General features: G+C 48.4%; 13 protein-coding genes. 7 read left to right on the forward strand and 6 right to left on the reverse strand.

The features are described 5' to 3' along the window. Positions 1 to 50: 50 nt before the first annotated feature. Both D3H65_RS02695 and D3H65_RS02700 read left to right on the forward strand, forming a co-directional pair. Positions 51 to 812, forward strand: a complete 762-nt coding sequence (locus D3H65_RS02695; RefSeq protein WP_119048778.1) for a DUF3667 domain-containing protein — start codon at positions 51 to 53, stop codon at positions 810 to 812. A 134-nt stretch (positions 813 to 946) separates the two neighbouring features. After that, complete coding sequence (locus D3H65_RS02700) at positions 947 to 1,960, forward strand: LacI family DNA-binding transcriptional regulator (protein ID WP_119054370.1); 1,014 nt, start codon at positions 947 to 949, stop codon at positions 1,958 to 1,960. A gap of 8 nt (positions 1,961 to 1,968) precedes the next feature. On the opposite strand, the gene D3H65_RS02705 is transcribed toward D3H65_RS02700, so the two are convergent. Beyond that, positions 1,969 to 3,498 (reverse strand): glycoside hydrolase family 28 protein, encoded by a 1,530-nt coding sequence (locus tag D3H65_RS02705; RefSeq protein ID WP_119048779.1) that lies wholly within the window; start codon positions 3,496 to 3,498, stop codon positions 1,969 to 1,971. 152 nt (positions 3,499 to 3,650) lie between these two features. Beyond that, positions 3,651 to 5,177 carry a hypothetical protein gene (locus D3H65_RS02710; RefSeq protein WP_119048780.1) on the reverse strand — a complete coding sequence of 509 codons (1,527 nt, stop codon included), beginning with the start codon at positions 5,175 to 5,177 and terminating at the stop codon, positions 3,651 to 3,653. 143 nt (positions 5,178 to 5,320) lie between these two features. Between D3H65_RS02710 and D3H65_RS02715 the strand changes: the two genes are divergently transcribed. From D3H65_RS02715 to D3H65_RS02730, 4 genes are all read left to right on the forward strand, one after another. Further along, positions 5,321 to 7,204 (forward strand): glycoside hydrolase family 97 protein, encoded by a 1,884-nt coding sequence (locus tag D3H65_RS02715; RefSeq protein WP_119054371.1) that lies wholly within the window; start codon positions 5,321 to 5,323, stop codon positions 7,202 to 7,204. Positions 7,205 to 7,263: 59 nt separating this feature from the next. Further along, positions 7,264 to 9,318 carry a glucosidase family protein gene (locus tag D3H65_RS02720; RefSeq protein ID WP_119054372.1) on the forward strand — a complete coding sequence of 685 codons (2,055 nt, stop codon included), beginning with the start codon at positions 7,264 to 7,266 and terminating at the stop codon, positions 9,316 to 9,318. Positions 9,319 to 9,640: 322 nt separating this feature from the next. Next, positions 9,641 to 9,874: a type IX secretion system membrane protein PorP/SprF gene (locus D3H65_RS02725; RefSeq protein ID WP_119048781.1), complete on the forward strand. Its 234-nt coding sequence runs from the start codon at positions 9,641 to 9,643 to the stop codon at positions 9,872 to 9,874. 140 nt (positions 9,875 to 10,014) lie between these two features. After that, positions 10,015 to 10,530, forward strand: coding sequence for a type II secretion system protein GspG (locus D3H65_RS02730; RefSeq protein WP_162915373.1), 516 nt, complete (start codon positions 10,015 to 10,017; stop codon positions 10,528 to 10,530). A gap of 155 nt (positions 10,531 to 10,685) precedes the next feature. Here the strand turns inward: D3H65_RS02730 and D3H65_RS02735 are convergent, their stop codons facing one another. The 4 genes from D3H65_RS02735 to D3H65_RS33405 all read right to left on the reverse strand — a co-directional run bounded on the left by D3H65_RS02735 (position 10,686) and on the right by D3H65_RS33405 (position 16,768). Continuing rightward, complete coding sequence (locus tag D3H65_RS02735) at positions 10,686 to 11,588, reverse strand: BT_3987 domain-containing protein (protein ID WP_119048783.1); 903 nt, start codon at positions 11,586 to 11,588, stop codon at positions 10,686 to 10,688. A gap of 28 nt (positions 11,589 to 11,616) precedes the next feature. Then, the gene (locus tag D3H65_RS02740; RefSeq protein WP_119048784.1) at positions 11,617 to 13,110 is read right to left on the reverse strand and encodes a SusD/RagB family nutrient-binding outer membrane lipoprotein; all 1,494 of its coding nucleotides are present in this window, start codon (positions 13,108 to 13,110) and stop codon (positions 11,617 to 11,619) included. Positions 13,111 to 13,129: 19 nt separating this feature from the next. Then, positions 13,130 to 16,306, reverse strand: a complete 3,177-nt coding sequence (locus D3H65_RS02745; RefSeq protein WP_119048785.1) for a SusC/RagA family TonB-linked outer membrane protein — start codon at positions 16,304 to 16,306, stop codon at positions 13,130 to 13,132. Positions 16,307 to 16,642: 336 nt separating this feature from the next. Beyond that, the gene (locus tag D3H65_RS33405) at positions 16,643 to 16,768 is read right to left on the reverse strand and encodes a hypothetical protein (protein WP_262707698.1); all 126 of its coding nucleotides are present in this window, start codon (positions 16,766 to 16,768) and stop codon (positions 16,643 to 16,645) included. A gap of 186 nt (positions 16,769 to 16,954) precedes the next feature. Here D3H65_RS33405 and D3H65_RS02750 point away from each other — a divergent pair, with 186 nt between their 5' ends. Next, positions 16,955 to 18,130 carry a threonine aldolase family protein gene (locus D3H65_RS02750; RefSeq protein ID WP_119048786.1) on the forward strand — a complete coding sequence of 392 codons (1,176 nt, stop codon included), beginning with the start codon at positions 16,955 to 16,957 and terminating at the stop codon, positions 18,128 to 18,130. Positions 18,131 to 18,134 lie beyond the last annotated feature (4 nt).

The raw sequence follows: 18,134 nt of genomic DNA on the forward strand, positions 1-18,134 counted from the left end.
GATTGCCCGGGCTTTCAGGAAATTATACCTTCGGCAGTTATTTTTGCCGGATGGAAAAAATATGCCATAACTGCAGTACAGCAATTTCCACCCCTTTTTGTCCCCGGTGCGGACAGGATGCTCATGTGGGCCGATTGAATATGCACTCCCTGCTGCACGAAATATGGCATGGCTTTACCCATACCGATAAGGGAATATTGAAATTGATCAAAGACCTTGCGCTGAAACCTGCCCGGGTATACAATGCCTATTTCGCCGGTGCCCGCAAGACCTACTTCAGCCCCGTGGTATTTTTCCTGCTTTCCTTTGGTATATATATATTCCTCGACCAGAAGGTATTTGATTATGAAGATTACGTAGTTCACAAGTACAATGAATATGGCCGGCTCTATCATTTACAATTAAAGTATATCGCCCTCGTCTTACTGCCCATCCAGGCACTACTTAGCTGGGCCTTATTCTTCCGGAAGCGTAACCTGGCAGAATGTATTGTGTTCTGGCTTTATTGCATCGGATTTGTGAATGTGCTATTGATTTTAATGACACCATTGCGCTTATTGTTGATCACAAACAAACATATAGTAGACTTTTGTCTAGAAATGTTGACATTGCTGATTATTGTGGTTCATGCCTGGAAGGTATTTGGGACTTCGTGGCGGAATAAAATATTGGTCCTCCTGTTGGTCTTTGTATTGCAGATCATAAATGTATACGTATCCTTTTGGTTTAATATTCATAAAGGAATACCCGTCCATTATCCTTCTTTGCCCGGCGCAGTACAGGAAATATTCTGGTTGTTGAAGTCGAAGTAATGGCGGACAGAAAAGGCAACACAATACAGGCTTTTCCGGAAACAGGGTAGCCGCCAATGGCTTTTTGCGTAACCATTTCCGGAAACATTTGCGTACCTTTCAGGCTACTGTTTTATCATTTCACCTGTAGTTATATGGAACCTGTTAACCTGAAAAGGCTTGCCAAAGAACTGAATCTTGCCATTTCCACCGTCTCCCGCGCCCTGCGCGACAGCTATGATATCAGTCCCGAGACCAAGAAACGGGTGTTTGAACTGGCGCAAAAGCTCAATTATGAGCCCAATCCCTATGCCAGCAGTTTGCGCAAACAAAAAAGCAGGACCATTGCCGTGGTGATCCCCGAAGTGGCCAATAATTTTTTCTCTTTGGCCATTAATGGGATAGAATCCATCGCCCAGGAAAAAGGGTACCATGTATTGATCTATCTTACACACGAAGATTACCAGAAGGAAGTGTCCATTACCCGTCACCTGCAGAGTGGGAGGGTAGATGGCATCCTGATGTCCGTATCGGCCACTACAGAAGACAGCAGCCATATTGTAGAACTGCACAACAAAGGGATACCCATCATCTTCTTCGACCGGATCTGTGATGCTATTGATACTTCCCGGATCACTACCGATGATTATGACAGTGGCTTTAAGGCCACCGAACATTTGATACAAAATGGCTGTAAACACATTGCTTACCTGTCATTTTCCCAGCATTTATCCATTACCAATAAGCGCATGCGCGGCTACCTCGAAGCGCTGGAGCATTATGATATCAAACCCGATCGTAAGCTCATTATCCAATGCAGCAACGACAATGTGTTGAGTTATCCGGTATTGCGTAAGTTATTGTCTGGCAAGAAACGGCCCGATGGTATTTTTGCTTCCGTAGAAAAACTGGCCATTGCCAGCTACCATATATGTGAAGAATTGAAGATCCGCATTCCACAGGATGTTAAGATCATCAGCTTTTCCAACCTCGAAACAGCTTCTCTGCTCAATCCCTCCATGACCACCATTACACAGCCTGCTTTTGATATTGGTAAAAAAGCAGCTTCGGTACTTTTCCGTATGCTCGAGAAAAACAAGCCGGGCTACCTCACGGAAACAATAGTGCTCAACTCTTCACTGATCCCGCGCAATTCGACGAAAGTATAGCTGCAGGGTTATTTAACGTAGGTCACCTTCCCTTCCTTCACTCCCTTACTGCCTGCTCCTTCCACCTTCACAAAAGAAGCAGCTTTGCCGGTAACAGTAAAGCCATTGATATTGGCTCCCTGTACATTTTCAAGGCGTACTACACACTCTGCTTCAGCAGTCGCAGGTACTTTCCAATCCGTCAACTCAATGTCCTGTCCATCTTCTGCAATAAAAGCAGGGCGCAGGTCCGCACTGTCCACCTTGAACCGGATGTTCTTTAAGGTCAATCCTTTTACGTGCCGCGCCCAGATGCCCCAGGCAGGGATGAGGGGACCAAAAGTTTTTACTTCAGGATATTGATCAACCGCTTCGGGCACTGCATGACGGGCATTTTCTGCCGTACCGCCGCCAGCCAGACTGATCTCGATATTCTCCAGGGTTACATTACTGATATAATGACCGGGTACACCCGTGATGAGGATGCCGGAAGGCGGTTTTAGTTGGGCGTCGGCAGCCGCTTCTGCTTTTACATTGCGTATCACCACATTCTCGAAAGTGCCCGTAGGTTGCTGCGTATCCTTTCCTTTCCGGAATACATTGAGGCGCGAACCCAGGCGCAGCAACATGGGCGTGTGCACGTTCTTCATCGTAATATCCGATATCGTCACATTACGCAGGTGCGCGCCATCCACTGTAAGCAGTTTGATGCCGCCATTGCGGGTATCATAGATCTCACAATGGGAAATGTCGATGTTCTCAAAAGGCGCCATCGATTCCGTACCCATCTTAATAGCTGCCTGGTTGCTTTTCAACTTCATGCGGGTAACGGTAATGTCCTTGCAGCCCATGGTGCTGGAAGTGGTCTTAAAACAAAGCGCATCATCACCGCTCACCACATCGCAATCGCGGATCTGTACCTGTTGACAGCCATCTATATCCATGCCATCGTTATGGGCCACGCCAACACTCACGATCTTTACGTTTTCGATCAGTATCTGTTTGCTCTGGAAATAATGCGAGGTCCAGGCCGCTGCATAAAAAAGGGATACACCTTTTACAGTAACGTCGGTGCAGCGTACAATACGCAGCAGGAAGGGGCGACGGCCCCATATCTTGCCTTCTCCCCGTGTATCAGCCAATACATGTTTTGCTTTTAAGGCTGCCCCTTGTCCGTCAATAGCCCCTTCCCCTTCGATGCCGATATTTTTGGCATCTACTGCTACCAGTAAGGCCCAGCCTACATCGATGCCCAGCCCATCCGTAAAAGGATCAATATTGTCATACGCTTCAATATCCGTGCTGCCCAGTATGAGCGCGTCTTTTTGTAGCACCAGGGTGATATTGTCTTTGATGACGATGGTGCCCGAAAGATACTTGCCCGCAGGGAATATCACTTTACCACCCCCTTTTTGTGCACAGGCATCAATCGCCTGCTGAATGGATTTGGAATCGAGCGTAGTGCCATCGCCCTTAGCGCCGTAGTCTTTTATGTTGACGTCGGCAGCTGAAGAATATAGGGAAGAAAGTAATAATAAAATAGAGATGATCTTTTTCATATAGAATGTTTTAAGAGCTGCGAGCTGTGAGCTTCGAGCTGCGAGCAAATACAGCGTTAGCTACGCATATGTCGAAGTAAAAGTTCGAAGCAAAGGCTCAGGGCTCGTAGCTCGCAGCTCGTGGCTCGCAGCTGGCTGTTCCCGGTTCGAAGCTATTTCCCCTGTCTCGCCTTCAATTGTGCCATATACAACGAAGCGGGCTGCAAGCCCTCCTTGTTTTGTCCTTCCCATTCTCCATCAGGGCGGTCCTTAAAACGGCCGGGATACTTGTCTCCCTTCATACCGATATTGTAGTTCTTGCCGCTGGCCCAGGGACTTTGTACTGCTGCTCTTTTTACCGTGCAATTCCACAATACCTGCGTTACACCGGCCCAGCCGTGGCCGCTGCCATAGTTGCCCCGGTCCTGCACATTGATCTCACCATCCGTAGTAATGTTGTCATACAGAGTGCCTACTGCCCAGCGGTGGTGAGGGCCAATGTCTGCATGGGTCTTTTTAGCCGTACAGTTGTAAAATACATTGGGACCAAGGGTTTTGGAGCCCGTCACATAATCATGCCTGCCATCCGTAGCATGACAGTTCATAAAGAGGTTGCACTGCCCATTGTTGTTGAATGAATAACGCCGGCCACCCGTGATCACCGATTTGGCGTCGAGGCATTTGCTGTCTTTCACCGTAATATACCGCGCATCGTCCCCCAGGTTCACACAGGCATACGCAAAGTAGCGGGAGGTTACGTTGCGCACCCAGCCCTGTTCTGCTTTATTGATGGCAATGGCATCCCAGGCATGGTTCTCGGCCGTATCACTGGTATACACCGATTCCAGATACAGGTTTTCCACGCCTATTTCGCGGATGCGGCCTTCAAAACTGTACTTGTATATTTCGCCGCCACCATATTGTGCATCGAGTGCCTGTACAACAGGGTTGTCAATAAACACTTTATTGCCTTGTATTTGGGTGATCACTCTTTCAAATTCGAGGTTGTACTCATTGGCTTGCCATTGTTTGGTGCCATTACGTCCTTCTATCTGGTTCATTTTGGTATCCGTAATCCATTTGTCGGTACCCGGTCTGTTGAGGATGATGGCATCACCTGCCTGCAGGCCTTTGGCATCGCTGACCGTGAAGGAGAAGCTGCCAACGGGTACATAATTATCTGTGATCTTTATCCGCGCACCAATAGGTTTTGGACTGCCGCTGCCGGTGAAGGCGATCAAAGGTTTTTGTGTAGCAGCCGTGGCTACCAGTTTGGTGCCATTTTCTGTATCGCCTTCTCCCCGCAATACAATGCCACCAGCACTTACCTGCAGGGTAGCAGGGATCTGGTAGGTGCCTTTCTTCAGCAGGATGGCGCCCCGGAACCCGTTCTTGTCCGCTGCTTTGGCTGCTAATTCATTGATGGCTGCCTGTATCTTCCGGGCTGCATCTTCCGAGGGGGAGATGGTGACTACCACGGGCAGATCGGGAATGGCTTTATCCCCCTGGTAATACCCTACACGGCTAAAATCAGGAATGATATTGCCTTTCTCATCCGGTGTATAGGTGAGCTTGCCATTTTTGTCGGCCTGTACAAATTTAGAATCCCATTGTACGGAATGCACAACGGTAAAAGCCATTACTGTTACAGCAGTAATGGCTATCAGCGGAAGGTGTTTGTTTTGTAAGAATAGAGGCATGCTACGATAGATTGTGCAATGAAAGTAAGTACAAAATTCAATCCCGGGGAAGGCTTTGCCAGAATAGGTGAATGCTTTGCTAATAATATCAAAAAGGGGCTAATCATTTATTAGTCTATTGCAGTTTCCCAATGCTTATCCATATGCTAAAGAAACTATTACTCCTCACCTTGTTCTCCGGTCTGTTGTTGACAACGACTGCTATGGCAGCAGATATTATCACTGTTACAAGCCCCGATGGGCAGGTGCGTTTCCACCTGTTCCTGGAAGAACGGCAGTTGTATTGCCAGGCCAGTTTCCGCGGGCAGCCGGTACTGGAAAATACGCCGGTGGTGGTATCACTGGACGGCCAGGTTATAACAAAAGATATTACAACCGGTCAGATAAAGACCTCCATCATCAATGAGCGTTATCCCTGGTTGGGTGTTCATGCCATGGCTGTCAATCATTGCAAGGTGGCTGTTATTCCTGTACGGCATGCCGCTGTTTCCTATACCCTGGAGGTGCGCGTATTCAACAATGGAGTGGCATTCCGCACCCTCATCCCTGGCAATAAGGACGAGCGCCGCGTGCCCGATGAAGCAACCGTGTTTAATATACCTGGCGGCAGCACCCTATGGTACCATGATATGAACATGCATTATGAAAGTGTGCATGTGAAAAAAGAGATCGGTGACGTAGAAGCCGGTGAATGGGTGGCGCCTCCTGCTACCATCCAACTGCCCTGGGGTGGCTATGCTGCCATCACGGAGGCCGACCTGCGCAATTATGGCGGCATGTCTTTGCAGGCCAATGGCAAAAATGGTTTGGTCATCCGCCTGCCACAGCACCAGCCCACATCCTATCCTTATCGTTTACGGTATAGTGCCGCTGATACCGCTCGGCTCATGCAGCCAGCCGTTATTACAGGCGCCATCACCACCCCCTGGCGCGTGGTGATGATCGGCGCCGGTCTGGATGCCATGGTCAACAATGATATGGTGCACAACCTTTGCCCGCCGCCTGATGCTAAGCTGTTTCCGCAAGGATTTAAAACACCGTGGATAAAGCCGGGACGTGCCGTATGGAAATACCTCGATGGTGGCGGCGATGGTACGCTGGAAGTGATGAAAAAGTTTACAGATGGTGCAGCCGCTTTGGGCTTTGAACACAATATACTGGAAGGTTTTTGGACAAGGTGGAGTGATGCCGATATACGCGAGCTGGTGAATTATTCCCGTAACAAAGGCGTGAGCATCTGGTTTTGGAAGCATTCTAAAAGCCTGCGTGATCCTTTGGCCAGGGATTCATTTTTCCGCCGCTGTCATGACCTGGGGGTGGCAGGCGCCAAGATCGATTTCTTCGATCATGAGGCCAAAGAGACCATCGACCTGTACCAGGCTATTCTGAAGGAAGCGGCACAGTATAAATTACTGTTGGATTTTCATGGCGCCAACAAGCCTACCGGCCAGCTGCGCACCTGGCCCAATGAACTGACCCTTGAATCGGTGAAAGGCATGGAATCCAGTAAGCTCGAAGACAGGGCCACCCATGAGACCACTATCCCTTTCACCCGTTTACTGGCAGGCCCGGCAGAATACACCGTTGTGATGTTTAATGAGCGACGGAAGAATACAACCTGGGCGCACCAGATCGCCAGTGCGGCTATTCTGAGTGCTCCCTTGCTCACCTATGCGGCCAACCCGGAAAACATCTTATCCAACCCGGCAGCCGACATGATTAAAAGTATCCCTGCCGTCTGGGATGAGACCATCGTATTGCCCGGATCGGCCATTGGTGAGCTGGCAGCTTTTGCTCGCCGCAAGGGTAATACCTGGTTTGTGGCCGTCATGAATGGGGTAGGAGAGCGACCCGTGAAAATACCCCTTGGCTTTTTAGGCAAAGGGACTTACAAAACGCAGGTAGTGGCAGACGATGCCAGTAACCCCGCTGCTGTCATCAAACAACAGGCTACTTATAAAAATACTGATACGATCAGCTTAACATTGCAAAGTGGTGGTGGCTATATCGCCCGGTTTGAGCAGTGAGTAGAGCAGGCTACAAGGGGATAGTCATTACAGAAATATTGAAATTTTATTACAGCTATATGAATAGGAACTTTTCTTTCAGACAATGTTTACTCGCAGGCGCCGGCCTGTTGTTAGCACAGGCAGTAACCGCACAAAATACTCCCCAGCAGGATCGTTGGGCTATCCAGCCGGATGGCAGTATCCTATGGACCGTCAATGGCCGGCTGCCCCACCAGGATCATATTGAAATGAGTGGAGAGAAGGTTTCTTATTGGGTGCAATATGGCGTGGACAACAATGGTAAGTTGTCGTTGAACCGCACCATGGTATTTCCCACTTTCCGCTTATTGCCGCAGCGTACCATCGCCAGCATGACCTATAATGTAACCGATTACGACCTGCCGCGTTTTCTCATCAATGATAAATTATTCAAAGCAGGGGTGTACAATGCCGCCGTGGCCGAAGACATGCCCGAGCAGGTGACCAGCATACGCCACAAGGGCATTATGGAAGTGCAGAGCCTGATCGGCAAGAACAAAGACCTCTTGCTTAAAAGGACCTTATTCCCTTCGGTAGATAAACCGATTGCCCTGGAGAAATGGGTGTTTGTCAATACAGCCAAACAGCCCGTGAAAATTGAAATGGAGTACCTGCAGCGTTTCGTAAAGCCTGCGGCCGAGCGTACCACCCCGGCACAGCACAGCTTTGTGGTATCTACCATCGGTGAGGGATTGAAAACAGTAGCGCCTGGCGACTCCGTGGTGTTTGGCCTCAGTTACCAGGCTGTACGGGCAGCAGCACAGCCAGCTGTCGCCAACCTGTTGGCCGAAGAGCAGGGGAGGAGACAAAGAGTTGCCGGCATTTTATCCTTACTCCAACTGGAAACACCCGATGAAATGTTGAACACCGCTTTTGCCTTTGCTAAAATACGCGCTACCGAAAGTATCTACCTGACCAAAGGCGGTTACCTGCATGGTCCCGGCGGCTTGCGCTATTATGCCGCTATCTGGGCCAATGACCAGGCGGAATACATCAATCCGTTCTTTGCTTTCCTGGGCGATGAAGTAGGTAACAAGTCCGCTATGAATGCCTACCGGTGGTTTGCCCATTATATGAACCCGGACTATAAACCCATCCCCAGTTCTATTATAGCAGAAGGCGATGGCGTATGGCATGGAGCAAAGGATCGCGGCGATATGGCGATGATCGCTTATGGCGCCGGCCGTTATGCACTGGCCAATGGCAATGCCGATTCAGCCCGTGTATTATGGCCCCTCATCGAATGGTGCCTGGAGTATTGCCGCCTGCAGCTCAATGAGCAGGGCGTGGTAAGGTCCAACAGCGATGAACTGGAAGGCCGTTTCCCCGCTGGCAAGGCCAACCTCAACACCAGCATTTTGTATTATGATGCCTTGCGCTCTGCCGCCATGTTAGGTAAACAATTGTCCATGCCCAAAGCACAGCTGGCAAAGTATGAGCAGGAAGCCAAAGCCATGCGCACCAATATTGATAAGTATTTTGGCGCTACCGTGGAAGGATTCAATACCTATCGTTATTATGAAGGCAATGATACCCTGCGTGCCTGGATCTGTTCACCCCTCATCGTTGATATATTCGATCGCAAGGAAGGTACAGTAGCAGCTTTGTTTTCTCCACGCCTGTGGACAGAAGACGGATTGGCCTCACTGGCAGGCAATAAAACTTTCTGGGATCGCTCTACCCTCTATGCACTGCGTGGCGTATTTGCTGCCGGCGAGACGCAGAAAGCATTTGACTACCTGCAATACTATTCCCGCCGCCGCTTGCTGGGCGAGCATGTGCCCTATGCGGTAGAAGCTTATCCCGAAGGCAATCAACGCCACCTGTCTGCAGAAAGTGGTCTTTACTGCCGCATCTACACCGAAGGCATGTTTGGCATGCGTCCCACTGGTCTAAACAGTTTTGATTGCACACCACACCTGCCCGCCGCCTGGAATAAGATGGCCCTGCGTGGCGTGCGTGCATTTGGTGCTTTGTTTGATATCGAGGTATTGCGTGCTGCCGGTGGTAAGCTGGATATCCTCATCACCAAAGATGGACAGACTAAGAAATATACCGTGAAGGAAGGCGCTAGCCAGCGTATCACCATCTGATGTAGTTGTCACCCTGAGCTTGTCGAAACCCTCTAAAGGGTGGGTCGCCCTCTTAGGGCGGCTCACCCTGACCTAAAGGAGCCAGTCGAAACTGTCTAAGAAGCTTGTCGAAGGGTATTTATTCCCCTTTAGAGCTTGTCCCGCAACAAGCGGGAGGCAATCCTCTATGTAGTGTTGATCTAAAGAAGTCTGACATTCGTTACTCTATTCAATCACATAGGCTGCAGATCATTTAGTCTGCAGCCTTCGGGTTTTGCAGGCGTAGGTATCCTTATAGCATACCGAAGTTTTTCAGGTATACAACACTTACCATTGGGGCAGAATGAATGCCAAATTTCAATACCTCGATCTGGTATGGATGGGAGGGAGTTACCGCTACAAAGATGGCTATGCAGGTATGTTGGGCCTTAATATCAGTGATGCCGTAAACCTTGGTTACGCTTATGATGTCACTACTTCCGGATTAAAGACCGTGAGCAAGGGCACGCATAGGTTGCTGATAGGGTTTATATTGGGCAATAAGTACAATGACCGGTGCCCGGAAAAATTGTGGTAGTTGGTAAGGTCACTTCATTATCTTTGTCCTGTTATTGATTCACGTTCCCCTTTAACCCTGGTTAACCATTTTGCGTGATAAAGGCTAGTGTTATTGATGGTATTATTCCTGGCTTTTGCCAGTCTAATCAATCCAGGATAATGAATAAACAAAACAATCCGCCTTATTGGATTGGCTATTTTTGTCTGCTCCCATTAATAGGTGCATTTATTGGCATCGCACTGATTTACATGGGCATTTCTAGATACAAAAGCAAGCCCTTGGTTGCAATAGGTTTTGCAGGAGTAATGATCACTGTAGTTACATACTATTTTATCTTCTATGATATGCGGTACGGCGCCAATACTGCAAGAGGGTATGCAAAGCTCTCTCAAATGCAAATTAACAGCCTGGCTAATAGTGTTGAATACTATAAAGTGAAAAGGGGAGTTTATCCAGATAGTTTGGAACAACTTAAAGAAATGGACCCGCTAATAGATATTAGTGATCCTCTTCTGCTTCGCAGAATGGATAAAAATTTTAATGCTAATTTTTATTATGAAAAAGCAGGCGGCAAATATATCTTGCTTTCAATAGGTATTGATGGTGTTGCACACACAGCAGATGATATTTATCCCGTAGCTGACAGTAGTTCCAACTTGGAAATAAATCAATAAAATTGTAAGCTCATCAATTGGGTCTCAAACAAAACACCCCGCTACGTGCAAATCGATGGGTTCGGTGAACTTATCAAAGTAAAAGGCCGTCCCTGTTTTACATAACAAAGACGGCCTTTTTCTTATTTACCTATAGTAACCCTTTCCTGTTCTTACTATTGTAATGTCACTACTTCTGTAACGATCCGAGTAGGTCCCGGATTAGGATACCCATACCTTAAATAGAAGGTATGAGTGGCAGGATCATACGTATTGTTGTAAATACCAACGGTAGGCAAATTAGCGATGGAAGCAACAGTGCCGGTATTGCCGGCACCCGGTGTAATAGTTACCGTGTTATTCGCATTGACGGTAATGTTCATGCTCCCGGACGCAGCACCCAGATCACCTATTAGTCTGTTTACCGTATTGGCATTGACAGTGGTTAATGCCAGATCTTCCAGGTCAATAGCCCGTGGTGAGGTAGGGTGTTCAAAATAGCCTACAGAAGTATATAGGCCGTCGTATTGGTTTTTGGCAACAATGGCCACGATGCCCGAACTCAGGTTCCCGCTAATGGTATAGCCCGATTTGTCAACCGCAGTGATCTGGTAGCCAAGTGCCCAGGCCCCCGCGAAATCAGAAGGCTTAAACTTCACCTGGAGATAACCCGTATGCGACCCTTGGGGGATCGTTACCACATTGCCGGCATTGAGCACGGTAAACATATTTGCAGTGGGTATTTGGTAATCCGTGCCATTGGCCGCATTGTAATCAGTGACCAGTGAATTTTTCTGGGTGAGCGTAACCTTGATGTCTTCCGGTGCACTATTTGCCGTAGCCAGGTTCACCGGGATGAAATTAAGCGTGGTATCCCGGTTGACGGGATCAAAGACCAGGCCAAGGAAATTGCTGGCCGAACTTGCATTCACTTTTACTTCGATCATCTTTGGATTGCTGCCATGGGTGGATTGTATCAATCCGTCATCATAGTCCTTATCTTTTAAGCAGCTCACCATGCCAATACCCAGCGACAGGAAGAGTGCCAGTAGGCTTATTAATCTTATGGATAGTTTCATAACGCTGAAATTTTGTGGTAAATGATGTTTAAGGCTGCCAGAACAATTTGGAGGTGAATTGATCCACTTTCCCCTGGGCGTTCACATTGGCACTGTTGGTGGTATACTCGCTCTGTGCGTAAAGCAACCGTACAGGAAGTGAATTGGCCAGCCTGGCTGGGTTCACGGATATATATCCCTTATTGGGGATCATATCCAGCCTGCGCAGATCACTCCAGGTTTCCAGCGGATTAATGCCACCCAATGCAATGTATTTCTGGTAGGCAATGAATTTGGCTTTTGACAGTGGTGTTGCACCTGCATTGTCCCAGTCCGCAATAGCCTGCGTGGTCAAATACGTATTGGCAGCTGCCACGGCATTGGGTACACCCAGCCATATAAAGGATTCCCGCACGGCATTTTCATAAGCCACTTTTGCATCGCCGGTCATCCAGCCGCGGGCAATCGCTTCTGCTTCCAGGAACATACTTTCAACCGATGTAAGTATCCATTGGCTTTGCGTAGCATCCCTTGCCAGGCCGGGGCCTACGGCCGAGGTCGCTGCACCGGCGGGATTGCCGGCAGCCAGGCCATATACATTACCACTGATCGCTCCGCCATTGGCAGGTGTTTTAAAGACCCGGGCAAGCCGGGGATCAGCGGTGGAGTTGAGCAGGTTCACAAAATAAGTATTGGCCCTGGTACTCGGGCTGGCATCTGCGTTGGTAGGCGTGAGGCCATAGTTGGCATAGAACGGCGATTGCTTGTTGAGGGCATTGCTATAGCCGGGGTTTACATCGATGCTCTCACCGGAATGCAATACACCACCATTGGCTACGATCTTCGCTATCTCCGCAGCCGGGTTGAATCCACTCACCTGCGATTGCCTGATCAGCAGCCGCAGCTTGAGTGTATTGGCAAATTTGACCCATAAAGTGATATTGCCATTATTCACCACATCGGCATTGGTAAAAGATGCCCGGGGCGCTTGCTTGAAATAAAGGATGGCCGAATCCAGGCTTTTCTGCAGCGCATCGTACACATCTTTGGCATTATCATAAACAGGTTGCGTGTATTTGTCATTCTGGAAAGCCTGCGAATAGGGAATATTACCGTACATGTCTACCAGGTCCTGAAATAACTTGGCCGAGAGTACCATGGCGGCGCCTGCCAGCAGGGAATCGCCATTGGGCTGTGCTTTTACCTTCACCCGGTTAAGATCGTACAACACATTGTACTGATTTTGCCACAAGGCGTCGGCGAAACTAAAATCTATATTGTAGCTCGTCTCATCCTGCTGAATAGCATAGTCGCCGGCCGAGGCCCAGTAGCCCATCCAGTTTTCGAGGAACCGGAAATTACCGCTGGCCGATCTGGCGCCGGTAGCATGGGCCGCCTGCGGAAAGATGAGTTGGGCCGTAATATTATCATCCGTTACCCGGTTGGGATCCTTGTTCACATCCAGGTATCCCTTTTTACATCCCGCAAACACGGCGGCAGCGGATAGTATGATAAGGAAAAGTCTATTGTTTATTGTTTTCATTATAATCAGTTTAGAATGATTAGAATTGTACAGCTATAGATCCACCAAACAGCCTGGAGGCAGGTGACTGGAAAGAACTGCTCAAGCCAAAGGTGTTGCCGGTGGATGAATAGTTGAATTCCGGATCGCCCCATTGATTGGATTTAGGTACAAATAACAGCAGGTTTCTGCCAATGGCACTTACCGTTACTTTCTTAAGTATGGTTTGATTGCCAAACCACTTCAGCGGCAGTACATAGGAAATATTTACTTCCCTTAAACGCCAGGCGGCAGCACTCGCAAAGTAGTTGGTAGCGATCGCCGTATTGAGGGCCGCGCCTGTCCAGAAGGAATAATTACCATCCTGCACCTGGATATTCGTATTGGGTACATATTTAGAACCATCCCACACAGAAGAGTTGGGGAATACAAAACGCTCACGGCCATAATCTGCACTGCGTGCAGAAATACCGGCAAAGTCTTCATCACTGCCCAGGCCTGAGTAGAAGTTATGACCGCCTTTGTACTCCCAGGTCATGCTTACCGAGAAATTACCCAGGGTATAAGAAGGAGATATACCTACTACCCACAGCGGTAATGAACGGCCTTTTACGACCAGTTCAGAAGCCTGTGAAGGATAGCCTGTTTTCGCATCTACGATCACCCGGCCCAGTGAATCCCGCACATAATCTGTCAATTGGAAAGAAAAAGCAGGTTTGCCTACCACCGCAATATTATTGGCAGTAGGAGAGCTTACGGAATTTTGAAGGAAGCCAGAGTTACCGCCGATCACCACCGGTATATTGTTGAGCGTGCTCAATACTTCGTTGTCGTTATAAGTAGCATTCACCTTGAGATCAATACGGCCCTTGCCGATATTCACTACAGGGTTGAGGCCCAGGTCCAGTTCCACACCATAGTTCTTAAAGCTGGCGGCATTGGCCAGGCCGATGGTGTAACCCGTGGTGGAAGATTGTGATACCTGCAATATCTGGTTATCAGATTTCTGGTTGAAGTAAGTAGCTTCCACGTTGATCCTGTTCTTTAAGAAGCCCAGTTCTGCGCCCACCTCAAAGGTCTTTACAAACTCTGGTTTCAGGTTGGGATTGGGAATGGTTTGATTGGCCGTAAAGCCAGCCACATTGCCATAAGGGAATCCACCGGGTTGTGAATAAGTGGCCTGCAGGGAATAAACGGGTATGTTTACGTTACCCGATTTGGAGTAAGCGGCCCTTACCTTGGCAAAATTAATGATCTCACTGTTCTTGATACCGGGAATGGCATCAGACAACACGACGGCGCCATTGATGCCGGGATAGAAGAAAGAGCGGTTGGTTTGCAGCAAACGGCTATCCCAGTCATTTCTGCCGGTTACTTCCAGGAAGGCCCAATCCCTGAAGTTGATGCCGATACTACCGTAAGCAGAGAGCAGCCTGCTTTCGGTATTGGCATTACTGGGATAAAGTGGCACATTGGCATCACCACTGCGTACCGCTACATTATAGAGATAAGGTACCACCAGGTTATTACCTCCAAGCGATACATCTTTGGAGCGGTTGTTGCGCACCATACCACCGGCGAGGTACCGGATGTTGAAGTCTTTGTTGATGTCCTTATCACCATTCAAAAAGTAATCCAGGTTGATCGTGCTGGTCTGTGCCTGATCATCAAATACACTGCCCGGCCGGTTGGTGAATTGCGTAGCATTGCGGTGGGCTACAGCCCAGTCCGACACTACTACCGGGGCTGTGGTATTCTTAAAATTGGTAAACGCGAGGTTGGTGCTTACCCGCGCCGTTCCCTTGAGCCAGGGCCAGAACTGGTAACTTACATCCAGGTTACCGATCAGGTCATCTTCCCGGCCTTTCTGGCGCAGGTTGCCAATAACCCAATAGGGGTTTACAGCATATTCATTATAATAATTGGAATACTGGGCAAATTTATCATCGCGCCAGTTCTTATAAGAAGTGAGCGGTACATTGCCCGGTGTTTGTAATACCGTGAAAAAGATACTACCATTATAAGCAGGGAATAGATTGGCCATGCCGGCTTCATTCACCACCTCATAGTTTTGCAGTACATAGTTGATGCCATAATTTACAGACAGGTTGCCGTATTTCTTACCGCCGTTGAAACGGATACTGGTCCTTCTGTTCTCATCTTGCGGCATCAGGCCTTTTATTTTGGCATCCTGTATACTTACAAAGAAATCTTCGCCTGCCAGCGATACAGAGTTTTGGTAGGTGATACCCGTATTCCAGAATTTCTTTTTATCCTTGGCGTAGAGGTTGGAATAAGGGCCTCTTTGTATAGAACCATCTTCAATGGCTACGCCTATATCCTGCATGGTGCCATCGAAGCGGGGACCATATTGCTGGTTCTCGTAAGGCACATAACCAAAGTTGCCAAACTGGTCCACTACTTCACCGGCGCCGGCGCCAAACTGATCCTGCAATTTGGGGAAGTAGGCCACACGGGCTGCCTGCACGGTGGAATTGATCGTAACACTTATTTTCTTGCTGGCGCCTTTTTTGGTGGTCACCAGGATTACCCCATTCACCGCATCGGGTCCGTAAATGGCGGCAGAGGCAGCACTTTTTAATACTGTAAGGTCCTGAATATCATCGGGTGGTATGGAGGAGAGATAGCCCAGCGGCGTGGGCGCTCCATCAATAACGAGCATGGGCTGGTTATTACCGGTCAGTGAACGGATACCACGAATATTGATCTTGGCATTTTCAAACACACCACTATTAGTAGTAGCTACTGAAACGCCGGATACTTTTCCGTTTAATGCTTGCGCCACATTTACTGCCTTTCCCTGAACAATCGTACGGTTGGTCAGTGACGTAGCGGCATAACCTAACTCCTTGGCTTGCCGTTTAATACCTAAGCCGGTAGTAACGATTACGGCGGCCAGTTCCTCGTTGGACTTGGTTAAAGTAATAGTAAGGGTGGCGCCTTGCCCGGCGGAATTGAATACACGGGTGGTATAGCCGGAAGCGCTTACTTCCAGAACCGCATTATCAGGGGCTGAGATCCTAAAGAAACCGTTGTCATCGGCGGCTACACCGGTAGTGGTGCCATTGATCTTTACGGAAGCGAAGGGGATAGGATCACCTTTTTCATCGGTAACCCGCCCCGTGAGGACTTTGTTTTGGGCTAGTACCATAATACACCATAGCAATACTACGGGTAGTAATAGAACTTTTCTCATGTCTTTAAATTTGATGGTAGAATTTGTTTATCAGGCAATGACCAACTAACGGCCAGGCAGCTTTGGTGACCGTAAAATTAGTAACCCCTATTGGGCTATGGACAGAACGTCCGTTAGTGTTGCTGCTTAACATGATAAGTTAGTAACTTATTCTTTGCATGTGTTATTCAAAAGTTATCATGATGTTATTGATGCTGGTTCGTTGGGGAGTTTGTTGTACATTTTTGCTAATCCGTTATAGCTGTTACGGTAACCAGAATCCTTAGGTGAAGTTGCCTGTTTTTATAAATGTTATCCATTCGTTATTGAATTGTTATCCCGTTTTAGGAGCTTCGCTTAATGAAATAACTTGCCTTGTGCATTGTGAAGTGCTGTCACCCTGTCGAAGTCGTCTAAAGGTTTTTCTTCCGGTCTTTCCTCCCGATAGCTATCGGGACGGACTTTCAGATTCTCATGTGTCATGTATAGTTCTGATTAAGAACAAAAGGTCCCCGGTATTTACTGAGGATCTTTTTTTTATGGCCAGGATCATTCTTGTTTATTTTATTTCTACTTATTTCGTTGTATGGTGAAACAATACGGCCCCGATTTGCAATCCCGTGGCTAATCCGTAGTTTTAATTGATTTTATTTAAACCCAATCTTTTGTATGCACAGAAGGAACTTCCTGAAAACATCCGGTATAGCAGCTTTGCCTTCCCTGGGTGCAGCCCTGCCTTTCACTGGCCTGGCCGCACAATCAGGCCAGGCAGCACAGCCCGACCCTGTCTATTTCTTTTTTGATGGCCCCTTCTATAATCCTAAGGAATTCATTGCCAGGCTGCAGCAGGTGAACCAGGCCGCTCCCATAGAGGCCGACTTTTATGGTGGGGGTGGGGTAGTGGAAGCGCTGGAAAAGAAGTTTATGGCCATTACCGGCAAGGGGGCCGCTATATTTATGCCCACCGGTACCATGGCCAATCAATTGGCCATAGCGGTACTGAGTGGCGACAATACCAAGGTGTTTGTACAGGATACCAGCCATATATTCCGTGATGAGGCCGATGCTGCCCAATCCATTCACAACAAACGACTGATACCCCTGGCGCCCAATGAAGCTGCTTTTACCCTGGCCCACTTACAGGCTTCCATCAAGTCGCTGGATGAAGGCGAGGTATTTAAAAGTGGTATTGGCGCCATCGCCATTGAAAACCCCGTGCGCCGTTGCGATGGCAGGACGGTAGATATAGAAGAGATCAAAAAGATAGCAGCCTGGTGCCGGGAGAAAGGGTACAAGCTGCACCTCGATGGCGCCCGCATTCACCTGGCATCGGCCTTTACAGGTATCCCGGTGACAGAATACGCGCGGCATTTTGATACCGTTTATATTTCCCTCTATAAATATTTAGGCGCCCCGGGTGGCGCCATGCTTTGTGGTGATAAAGCAGTGATCGATAAGATGCGCCACCTCATCAAAGTGCATGGCGGTACCATGTATCAGTTCTGGATCAATGCCGCCATGGCCCTGTATCACCTGGAAGGACTGGAGGAGCGGCTGAAGGCCGTGGTTAAAAGATCAGCTGAACTTTTTACGCAGTTAAATAAGTTGCCGGGTCTGCAGATCAATACATTAAAGAGTGGCACCAATATCTTCGAACTGCAGGTGACCAAAGAGATCGACCTCGCCAAACTGAGGGATGCATTAAGAAAGGAATACAATATTTATGTAGGAAACAGACAGGGTAATGATCCCGTGAAGATCACCGTCAACGAAACCCTGCTCTCCCGCGATACCCAGCTGATGGTGGAGGCATTCAAAGCCAGCCTGGCCAAAGCCAGAGCATAAGCAA

The organism is Paraflavitalea soli, assembly GCF_003555545.1.
GTDB classification, from domain to species: domain Bacteria; phylum Bacteroidota; class Bacteroidia; order Chitinophagales; family Chitinophagaceae; genus Paraflavitalea; species Paraflavitalea soli.

Bases quoted from the DNA above. Each gene is read 5' to 3' on its own strand.
- D3H65_RS02695 (WP_119048778.1), top strand. From the start codon at position 51: ATGGAAAAAATATGCCATAACTGCAGTACAGCAATTTCCACCCCTTTT.
- D3H65_RS02700 (WP_119054370.1), top strand. From the start codon at position 947: ATGGAACCTGTTAACCTGAAAAGGCTTGCCAAAGAACTGAATCTTGCC.
- D3H65_RS02705 (WP_119048779.1), bottom strand. From the start codon at position 3,498: ATGAAAAAGATCATCTCTATTTTATTATTACTTTCTTCCCTATATTCT.
- D3H65_RS02710 (WP_119048780.1), bottom strand. From the start codon at position 5,177: ATGCCTCTATTCTTACAAAACAAACACCTTCCGCTGATAGCCATTACT.
- D3H65_RS02715 (WP_119054371.1), top strand. From the start codon at position 5,321: ATGCTAAAGAAACTATTACTCCTCACCTTGTTCTCCGGTCTGTTGTTG.
- D3H65_RS02720 (WP_119054372.1), top strand. From the start codon at position 7,264: ATGAATAGGAACTTTTCTTTCAGACAATGTTTACTCGCAGGCGCCGGC.
- D3H65_RS02725 (WP_119048781.1), top strand. From the start codon at position 9,641: ATGAATGCCAAATTTCAATACCTCGATCTGGTATGGATGGGAGGGAGT.
- D3H65_RS02730 (WP_162915373.1), top strand. From the start codon at position 10,015: ATGAATAAACAAAACAATCCGCCTTATTGGATTGGCTATTTTTGTCTG.
- D3H65_RS02735 (WP_119048783.1), bottom strand. From the start codon at position 11,588: ATGAAACTATCCATAAGATTAATAAGCCTACTGGCACTCTTCCTGTCG.
- D3H65_RS02740 (WP_119048784.1), bottom strand. From the start codon at position 13,110: ATGAAAACAATAAACAATAGACTTTTCCTTATCATACTATCCGCTGCC.
- D3H65_RS02745 (WP_119048785.1), bottom strand. From the start codon at position 16,306: ATGAGAAAAGTTCTATTACTACCCGTAGTATTGCTATGGTGTATTATG.
- D3H65_RS33405 (WP_262707698.1), bottom strand. From the start codon at position 16,768: ATGACACATGAGAATCTGAAAGTCCGTCCCGATAGCTATCGGGAGGAA.
- D3H65_RS02750 (WP_119048786.1), top strand. From the start codon at position 16,955: ATGCACAGAAGGAACTTCCTGAAAACATCCGGTATAGCAGCTTTGCCT.